The organism is Arthrobacter crystallopoietes BAB-32 (genome assembly GCF_000328305.2).
GTDB classification, from domain to species: domain Bacteria; phylum Actinomycetota; class Actinomycetes; order Actinomycetales; family Micrococcaceae; genus Crystallibacter; species Crystallibacter crystallopoietes_A.
In genome coordinates this window covers 1-7656 of record NZ_ANPE02000016.1, presented here as the reverse complement: position 1 = coordinate 7656, position 7656 = coordinate 1, and the positions used below count along the sequence as shown (strand labels likewise).

Genomic DNA, 7656 nt, shown 5'->3' with positions numbered 1-7656 from the left:
GGCGGAACAGCCCGAGGGCCGGCCCTGCTCCATGGCGGAGCCGGACCGGCCTGGGTGGTGCGTCTTCTAGGTGTCCTTGCCGGCGCCGATTCCGGATGACGGTTCGTCCGCGTCCCGGGCCGCTTCTTCGTCGCAGATGCGGCGGATGTCCTCGGGGCAGGTCACTTCGCCCTTGTCCAGCTTTTCCTTGACCACTTGGTACTGCTGGGCGGTCACTACCGGAATCTCGGTGCCGTCCGCGGCGATTAGTTTGCCGCCCTGGTAGTAGTCGCCTTCCTCGAGGGCGAGCAGCTCTTCCTCGCGGACCATGCGCGGCGGGCTGGCCACCAGCGAGGACTGCTGCTCCGAATTGCCGGCCTTCAGCTGGTTGAAGAGCAGGTTCAGCAGCACGGCCATGATCGCCGCGGAGCTGATGCCGGAGTGGAAGATGATGCCGAACCAGGTGGGGAATGCGTCGTAGAACTCGGGCTTCACCACGGGGATCATGCCGAACGCCAGGGACACGGCCACGATCACCATGTTCATATTGTCCTTGTAGTCCACCTTGGACAGGGTGCGGATGCCGCTGGCGGCCACGGTGCCGAAGAGGACGATACCGGCGCCGCCGAGGACCGGGGTCGGCACGGCGGCGACCACGCGGCCCAGGATGGGCAGCAGGCCGAGGACCAGCATGATGACGCCGCCGGCGGTGACCACGAAGCGGCTCTTCACCCCGGTGATCGCCACCAGCCCGACGTTCTGGGCGAAGGCGGTCTGCGTGAAGGAGTTGAACACCGGTGCCAGGGCGCTGGAGAGCATGTCGGCGCGCAGGCCGTCCGCGATGCGCCGGGAATCCACCTTGGTCCGGGCGATCTCGCCCACTGCGAGGATGTCCGCCGTCGTCTCCGTCATGGTCACGAGGATGACGATGGTCATCGAGATGATGGCGGCCAGATCGAAGACCGGCCAGCCGAAGGCGAACGGCTGCGGGACCGCGAAGATCGCGCCGTTGCCCACGTTGGAGAAGTCGGCCATGCCCAGCAGCGCTGCGACGATGGTGCCGGCGACGATGGCCAGCAGGATGGAAAGCCGGGAGATGGCCGCGTTGCCGAGTTTGCTCAGCAGCAGGACCAGGGCCAGCGTCAGAGCCGCGAGCCCGATATTGGCCAGGCTGCCGTAGTTCTCCGCCTGGGCGTTGCCGCCCATCGCCCAGTTCGCCGCCACCGGCATCAGGGTCAGGCCGATCGTGGTGATGATGACGCCCGTGACCACCGGCGGGAAGAACCGGATGACCTTGGCGAAGAACGGGGCGATCAGCAGGCCGATCACGGAGGCCACGAGGACGGATCCGAAGACCATCTGGATCCCGCCGCCGCCGCTGAGGATCGCGGTCATGGTGGCGACGCCGGCGAAGGAGACACCCTGGACCAGGGGCAGCTGCGAGCCGAAGAACTTCACCCCGTAGCTCTGCAGGATGGTTGCCGCGCCGCCCACGAAGAGGCAGGAGGCGATGAGAAGGGCAATTTCGTCCTGCGATACCCCGGCGGCGGTTCCCACAATCAGGGGGACCGCGATGATGCCGCCGTACATCGTCAGAACGTGCTGGAGACCGTAGGTGAACGATTTGCCCACCGGCAGGCGTTCGTCCTCGGGTCTTTGTCCGGTTACAGTCTTGGTTGTAGCTCTTGCTGCATTCACAGCTGACCTCCTTGTCGGCTGAGGAGGCCGGGACGCGCCCACCGCATCCCGGCCTCCGGCGTGTGGCTAGCAGAATCCGGCGATGTTCGCCCAGATCGGGTGGTCGGCGCGCGAGCCCTCGCGCTGGATGGTTGCTTCGATCAGGCCGTACGGGCGGTCCGCCGCGTAGAAGACCTCGTTGGGGTTGTCCTGTCCGAAGGGCTGCAGGTCCACCAGGAAGTGGTGCTTGTTCGGCAGGGACATCTTGATTTCGTCGATCTCCGGGTGCGCCTCGAGGACGGCCCGGCCCATTTCGTACATGGTCTGCTGCAGCGCCAGCGAGTGGGTCTCGGCGAAGGCCTTCAGCAGCAGGCCGCGGACGCTCTCATAGACGGCATCGAAGTCGACGTCGAGAGTGTTGTAGCGCCAGCGGGCGGAAACGTCGGTGGCAAGGATCCGGTCGGTGGTTTCCTGCAGGGTGGTGTACTTGTCCCGCGGGAAGCCGTGGAATTCGGAGCCGGTGGACTTCAGGACCGTCAGGTCCTCGATTCCGGCGACGAGGGTCTTCTCGCTGCCGGAGATCTCCAGCACTGCGGTGCGCACTTCGCTCTTGTTCCGGGCGAAGGCGTGGTCGTGGTCGTTGATGCGGTCCCAGAAGAACTGCTGCGCGGCCCAGCGCCCGCCGGTGACCCAGTCGAAGTCCTCGGTGAAGTGGTTGCCCAGCCGGAGCAGGAATTCCTCGGTCGTGGCGAAGCCGTCGCGGGCGAACGCGTAGACGGTGTTCTTCTGCGTGTCGGTCGCGACCACGTGGGCGTTGTCGCCGGCCGTGTGCGCGGCTTCGAAGTCGCCGCGCAGCTGCGAGGTGACGTTCAGGTCCTGGATCTGGTGCCGGGCGGTGTCGCGGGTGACCTTGACCAGGCGGACCTCGGCCTTGCCGTACTGGTTCTGGCCCAGGACGATCTTGGTTCCGGTTGAGGTTTCTGCGGTGGCAGTCATGATTAGCTCCCTCGGTACGTTGAGAATGCAAACGGGCTGATGAGAAGTGGTACGTGGTAGTGCTCTGCCGGGTCCTTCACCTCGAAGGCCAGCTCCACGAACGGGAAGAAGGTTTCCGTTCCCTTCTGCCCGAAGTAGGGCCCGGTGTCGAACACGATCCGGTAGATCCCTGCTTCGACCGCCTCGGGGCCGAGGTTCTTGATACGGCCGTCGTTGTCCGTATGCCCGGAGGCGATTTCCTGCCAGCCGGTTGCCGATTTGGCTTCCAGAGTGGCCTTGACACCGGAGGCAGGCCTCCCGGTCCCGGTGTCGAGAATGTGGGTGGTGACATGGCTGACGCTCATGCTTCGATGGCTCCTTCAAGTCGGAGGACGGCGATTTCACGAAGCTGCTGGGCCACGACGGCGATCTCCTCGTCGGGCGAATTGTGCAGGCGCTTCTGCAGCTGCTCGAGGATCTCTTCTGCGCTGCGGCCCGCCGCACGGATCAGGAAGACGCGGTCGAACTTCTCCTCGTAGGCGCGGTTTCCCGCCTCGAGTGCGGCCTGGACTTCAGGGGAACGTACGACGCCGGACTGTTCCTTGCGCGACATGCCCGCCTCCGCGCTGTTCCCGGCAGCGCGTTCGCCGATCCGGGGATGATGCGCGAGTGCGCCGTCGATCTCCTCGGCGGTCCAGGGGTTGGCAGCGCGGCCGGCAAATTCGATCAGCTCGTTCCGGCTGGCAAAGGGCCGGAGGGCGACGATCTCCTCGACCCAGCGGGTGATGTCCACGCAGGGGCGGAGGACGGCGGCGGCTTCGGCAGGCTGGGCGTGATTAAAAGTGGAAAAATCCATGGCGGGTGTCAGCTTTCAGTAGAGACTTCCGCCCCAGCGCTGAACACCCTTGACCATCGGTGGGAACCGACTTGATTCGATGTTTCTGTATGGCGGAATTTTTATTTCGAAATCAGTGTAAGGCAAGTCACATGAGCCCTGTCAAGGCTACCGGGAAAGTTCTTTCCTGAATAGATTGCCAGCCTGAAAACCCTTGACCGGTGAGCTGCGGGCATCCTACGCTTTTCGCATTGCAGTATTCAACTTCCGCGATACGAAACTAGGAGCACGCCATGACTTCCTCACCCAGGCAAGCACCGCCGTCGTACTCCCCCGTGTACGAAGCCGGCGGATCCGACCCCGATTTCTACCTGCCGCCCGCCAAGAACAATGCGGGCAGCAACATCGTGAAGATCCTGCGGAACATCTCCGCTCTGCCGGCACGGCTGCGCGGAACCGTCCGCTGACCCCGGAGCAGCGCCTGACCCATCGGGGCCGCGACGCAGGCTCGTTCTAGGGCACCGGCGCACGCTCGCCTCTGGGGCGCCGAAGGCCAGCATGACGCTTCAGCCTAGCGGCCTGCGCTTTCAAACATGGAGCAGATGCCGTTCGTCCTGGACGTTGATCGCGTAGGCCATCAACGCTTCCTCATGCTCGCGGTAGTGGTGGGCACACCATGACAGGATGCCGCCGCTGTCGAGCATGACATGAACGTAAGCGTAGGCTTCGCATCGGTCGCACAACATGGCGTCCTCCTGATGATGGTGGCGTTGACCTGGATTCCCAGTGTGCTCCCTGGTGCTTGGGGTTGGCTTGGAACGCCGTTCTGGCGGCGGAGATGGGCAAGGCGCAGCCGCTTGTCTTCAAGTACTTGAAGTTCCTATCGTTAGTGGAGTGAGCGCACCAAGCATCCGGCATACCTATTCGATTAAGGAGGCAGCGGCGCTGACCGGGCTGCCGGCCAGCACGCTGCGCTACTACGAATCGATTGGTGTCATCACCCCGATCCGCCGCGGCGCGAGCAGCAAGCACCGCGTCTACACGGAGGAGGACCTGGACCTCCTGACCTGGGTGTCGTGCCTCAGCGCGACGGGCATGTCCGTCGCCGACATGCGCCGCTACCTCGCGAACGGAGAGCTTGGGGCAGCCGCTGCCTCGGACCAGATCGCGTTGTTGAAGGCGCAGGAGGAGCAGCTGGCAGCCGAGGCCAAGGCCATCGCCCTGCGCAAACGGTACGTCGGGCTGAAGATCGCCTACTGGCAGGCGGTGCAGGACGGTGACGGCGCCGGGGCGGAACGGCTCTCGGACGAGGCGCGCACTCTGGCCGACGACCTCAAGAAGACCAGGAAACAGTAACCAACATGTCCATCAGGTCGCGGACCCAACGGTCCGCCGGTGCGGCGTGCCCAAAACCAGCCTCTAGAAGGAGACAAACATGACCACCATTGCCCACGCCTACGCCTCCCCCTCACCCGACGGGGACCTTGTCCCCACAACGATTGAACGCCGGGACGTCGGCCCCCGCGACGTGCTGATCGAGATCAAGTACGCGGGCATCTGCCACTCCGACATCCACACCGTGCGCGGGGAGTGGGGGCCGCAGCACTACCCGCTGGTGCCCGGGCACGAAATCGCCGGCATCGTCGTCGAGGTCGGAACCGAGGTGACCAAGCACGCCGTCGGCGACCGGGTCGGCGTCGGCTGCATGGTCAACTCCTGTGGTGAGTGCAGGAACTGCACGGCGGGCGACGAACAGTACTGCCTCAACGGGATGGTGGGCACCTATGGCGTCACCGACCGCGACGGAACCATCACCCAGGGCGGGTACTCCACCCACGTCGTTGTCACCGAGGACTTCGTGCTCCGGATCCCCGAGGGCCTTGAGCTCGACGTCGCCGCTCCCCTGCTCTGCGCCGGCATCACCACCTACTCGCCCCTGCACCGCTGGGGCGCCGGACCCGGCAAGAAGGTCGCCGTCGTCGGCCTCGGCGGACTCGGCCACATGGCCGTCAAGATCGCGCACGCCATGGGTGCCGAGGTCACCGTGCTCTCTCAGTCCCTCAAGAAGCAGGAGGACGGCCTCCGCCTGGGCGCGGACCACTACTACGCGACCAGCGACGAAGCCACGTTCACCGAACTGGCAGGTTCGTTCGACCTCATCATCAACACGGTCAGCGCCGCCATCGACATCAGTGCCTTCCTGGGACTCCTGACGGTTGGCGGTGCCATGGTCAACGTGGGCGCGCCGGCAGAGCCGCTGCCAGTGAACGCGATGGCACTCATCGGCGGCCGCCGCTCATTCGCCGGCTCCATGATCGGCGGCATCCCCGAGACCCAGCAGATGCTGGACTTCTGCGCCGAGCACGGGATCGGCGCCGAGATCGAGGTCATCTCCGCGGACAAGATCAATGAGGCCTACGAGCGCGTCCTCGCCTCGGACGTGCGCTACCGTTTCGTCATCGACACGGCCACACTCGGCTAGCGGCAGGCCAAACAGGGGCGTGGCGGTTCCGTACCGCCACGCCTCTGTTGCGAAACCGCCGCCTATCAACACGTGAAGGACCGCCTTGAACCTCGACGATCTTCTGCAGGCACTGAACGCCGGCCAAACCATCACCGCGGACTCGCCCTTGCATCAGGTCATGCACCGCGCCAGCCAGGAAGCGCTGCGCATCACCGGCGAGCTCAATGGCGGGTACCACGAACCAGCACAGGTCCGGGAGCTGCTGGCCCGGCTCACCGGCCGGCCCGTCGACGAGTCCGTCACCCTGTTCCCGCCCTTCTACGCCGATTTCGGGAAGAACATCACTCTCGGAAAGCGCATCTTCATCAATTCCGGGTGCAAGTTCCAAGACCAGGGCGGTGTGGTCATCGGGGACGACTGCTTGATTGGGCACAATACCGTGCTGGCCACGCTCAACCACGACCTCGACCCATCCCGCCGCGCCGACATGCACCCAGCGCCGATCACCATCAGCCGCAACGTATGGATCGGCTCAAACGCCACCGTGTTACCGGGTGTCACCATCGGCGACAATGCCGTCGTCGCTGCAGCATCCGTCGTCACGAAAGACGTTCCGGACAACGCCATCGTCGTCGGCGCGCCAGCCCGAGTAGTGCGCTCGCTAGCGAGCTGAACGCGCGCCGGCATCTGATTGCGGCAGGCATACCAGAGGGCCTGGGTCCAAGCCGACAACAGCGAATGTGTCTGCGGCCAACGGCGGTCCAGATAATTGCGCTAGGCCGGCGCTGCTAGTAGACGCTGCTGGCGAGCAGGTCAGCAAGCCGGCGGGCTGCATGGCGCAATTCCGGGACCCGGGCGACGAGGTCCTCTCGGGAGGAGGCGTGGACCGGCGCCGTCAGGGCTATCGACTCGGTGACCGCGCCTGTGCGGGCAGGGACGGAGACGGCGATAGAGACGACCCCCGTCGCCCGCTCATCTTCCGAATAGGCGTAGTCTTCGCCCGGCTCCGGCAGTCGCCGGCGAATTTCTTCCACTGTGGTTTCTTCGGGTTCGTATTTAAGCGCTACAGCCGCGGAAATCACCTCGGCCAACTGGTCCTCGTCCAGGTCGGCTATGAGGATCTTCCCTGCCGCCCCGACCGTGAGCGGGAGCCTGCGGCCCTGCGGCAGTTCGTAACCCAGGGAAGCGGCTCCGACAACGCGCTCGATGAGGACGCGCTCGAAACCGAGGCGGGAGTAGAGCGAGGCGGTCAGGCCGGTATTCTCCGCCAGTTGCTGGAGGATGGGTCTGGCCGAGCGAGGCAGCGGATCCGCTTCGAGGAAGACGCGCGCTGCTGGCAGGACGGCAGGGCCAATGCGGTAGTTCTTGTCCGTCTGGCTGACCAACCCGGCCTCCTGCAGAACGCGCAGGATCCGCAACGTGGTGGGCGAACTCATGCCGCAGTCCTTGGCAATCTGGTTGAGCCGCTGCGGGTGGTCATAGCGCTGCAGCTGCTCGAATACCTCGATCGCGCGTGACAGCGACCGCATGGTGCTTGCGGCGCGTGGCTCCGACTCTTTGGGCTGAACCGTCATTCTTTCATCCTACGCAATCTTTCGGGTGACCGGCCGCACTTGACCATGTGACGCAAGCCATGCCATGATTTCAATGCATGTTATTGAGTTTTATTCTATGAAATTTTAGAACGCTAGACGAAATGGCTTTGAGGATTCCCATGACTTCAGTC

At 64.6% G+C, this 7656-nt stretch carries 10 protein-coding genes; 4 read left to right on the top strand and 6 right to left on the bottom strand.

Annotation, left to right across the window (positions count from 1 at the left end; genetic code table 11):
* Positions 1-66: 66 nt before the first annotated feature.
* The 4 genes from D477_RS00365 to uraD form a co-directional block, all read right to left on the bottom strand.
* Positions 67-1677: a nucleobase:cation symporter-2 family protein gene (locus D477_RS00365; protein WP_150109914.1), complete on the bottom strand. Its 1611-nt coding sequence runs from the start codon at positions 1675-1677 to the stop codon at positions 67-69.
* 66 nt (positions 1678-1743) lie between these two features.
* Positions 1744-2652, bottom strand: a complete 909-nt coding sequence (gene pucL / locus D477_RS00360; protein ID WP_005266137.1) for a factor-independent urate hydroxylase — start codon at positions 2650-2652, stop codon at positions 1744-1746.
* A 2-nt stretch (positions 2653-2654) separates the two neighbouring features.
* Positions 2655-2996 carry a hydroxyisourate hydrolase gene (gene uraH, locus D477_RS00355; protein ID WP_005266136.1) on the bottom strand — a complete coding sequence of 114 codons (342 nt, stop codon included), beginning with the start codon at positions 2994-2996 and terminating at the stop codon, positions 2655-2657.
* Positions 2993-3487, bottom strand: a complete 495-nt coding sequence (uraD, locus tag D477_RS00350; protein ID WP_005266135.1) for a 2-oxo-4-hydroxy-4-carboxy-5-ureidoimidazoline decarboxylase — start codon at positions 3485-3487, stop codon at positions 2993-2995. Before uraD ends, uraH begins: the two co-directional genes overlap by 4 nt.
* A 272-nt stretch (positions 3488-3759) precedes the next feature.
* Between uraD and D477_RS22470 the strand changes: the two genes are divergently transcribed.
* Positions 3760-3933: a hypothetical protein gene (locus D477_RS22470; protein WP_190273481.1), complete on the top strand. Its 174-nt coding sequence runs from the start codon at positions 3760-3762 to the stop codon at positions 3931-3933.
* Between the two features lie 120 nt (positions 3934-4053).
* Here D477_RS22470 and D477_RS22465 read toward each other — a convergent pair whose 3' ends face one another.
* The gene (locus D477_RS22465; RefSeq protein ID WP_005266134.1) at positions 4054-4212 is read right to left on the bottom strand and encodes a DUF7455 domain-containing protein; all 159 of its coding nucleotides are present in this window, start codon (positions 4210-4212) and stop codon (positions 4054-4056) included.
* Positions 4213-4360: 148 nt separating this feature from the next.
* Between D477_RS22465 and D477_RS00345 the strand changes: the two genes are divergently transcribed.
* From D477_RS00345 to D477_RS00335, 3 genes are all read left to right on the top strand, one after another.
* Positions 4361-4822 carry a MerR family transcriptional regulator gene (locus tag D477_RS00345; RefSeq protein WP_005266133.1) on the top strand — a complete coding sequence of 154 codons (462 nt, stop codon included), beginning with the start codon at positions 4361-4363 and terminating at the stop codon, positions 4820-4822.
* Positions 4823-4901: 79 nt separating this feature from the next.
* Complete coding sequence (locus D477_RS00340; RefSeq protein WP_005266132.1) at positions 4902-5948, top strand: NAD(P)-dependent alcohol dehydrogenase; 1047 nt, start codon at positions 4902-4904, stop codon at positions 5946-5948.
* 85 nt (positions 5949-6033) lie between these two features.
* On the top strand, positions 6034-6603 hold the full coding sequence (locus tag D477_RS00335) for a DapH/DapD/GlmU-related protein (RefSeq protein WP_005266131.1): 570 nt from the start codon (positions 6034-6036) through the stop codon (positions 6601-6603).
* A 115-nt stretch (positions 6604-6718) separates the two neighbouring features.
* Here the strand turns inward: D477_RS00335 and D477_RS00330 are convergent, their stop codons facing one another.
* Positions 6719-7504, bottom strand: a complete 786-nt coding sequence (locus tag D477_RS00330; protein ID WP_005266130.1) for an IclR family transcriptional regulator — start codon at positions 7502-7504, stop codon at positions 6719-6721.
* Between the last annotated feature and the right edge of the window lie 152 nt (positions 7505-7656).

Coding starts and splice junctions, on each gene's coding strand:
- pucL (WP_005266137.1), bottom strand. CDS start 2,652: ATGACTGCCACCGCAGAAACCTCAACCGGAACCAAGATCGTCCTGGGC.
- uraH (WP_005266136.1), bottom strand. CDS start 2,996: ATGAGCGTCAGCCATGTCACCACCCACATTCTCGACACCGGGACCGGG.
- uraD (WP_005266135.1), bottom strand. CDS start 3,487: ATGGATTTTTCCACTTTTAATCACGCCCAGCCTGCCGAAGCCGCCGCC.
- D477_RS22470 (WP_190273481.1), top strand. CDS start 3,760: ATGACTTCCTCACCCAGGCAAGCACCGCCGTCGTACTCCCCCGTGTAC.
- D477_RS22465 (WP_005266134.1), bottom strand. CDS start 4,212: ATGTTGTGCGACCGATGCGAAGCCTACGCTTACGTTCATGTCATGCTC.
- D477_RS00340 (WP_005266132.1), top strand. CDS start 4,902: ATGACCACCATTGCCCACGCCTACGCCTCCCCCTCACCCGACGGGGAC.
- D477_RS00330 (WP_005266130.1), bottom strand. CDS start 7,504: ATGACGGTTCAGCCCAAAGAGTCGGAGCCACGCGCCGCAAGCACCATG.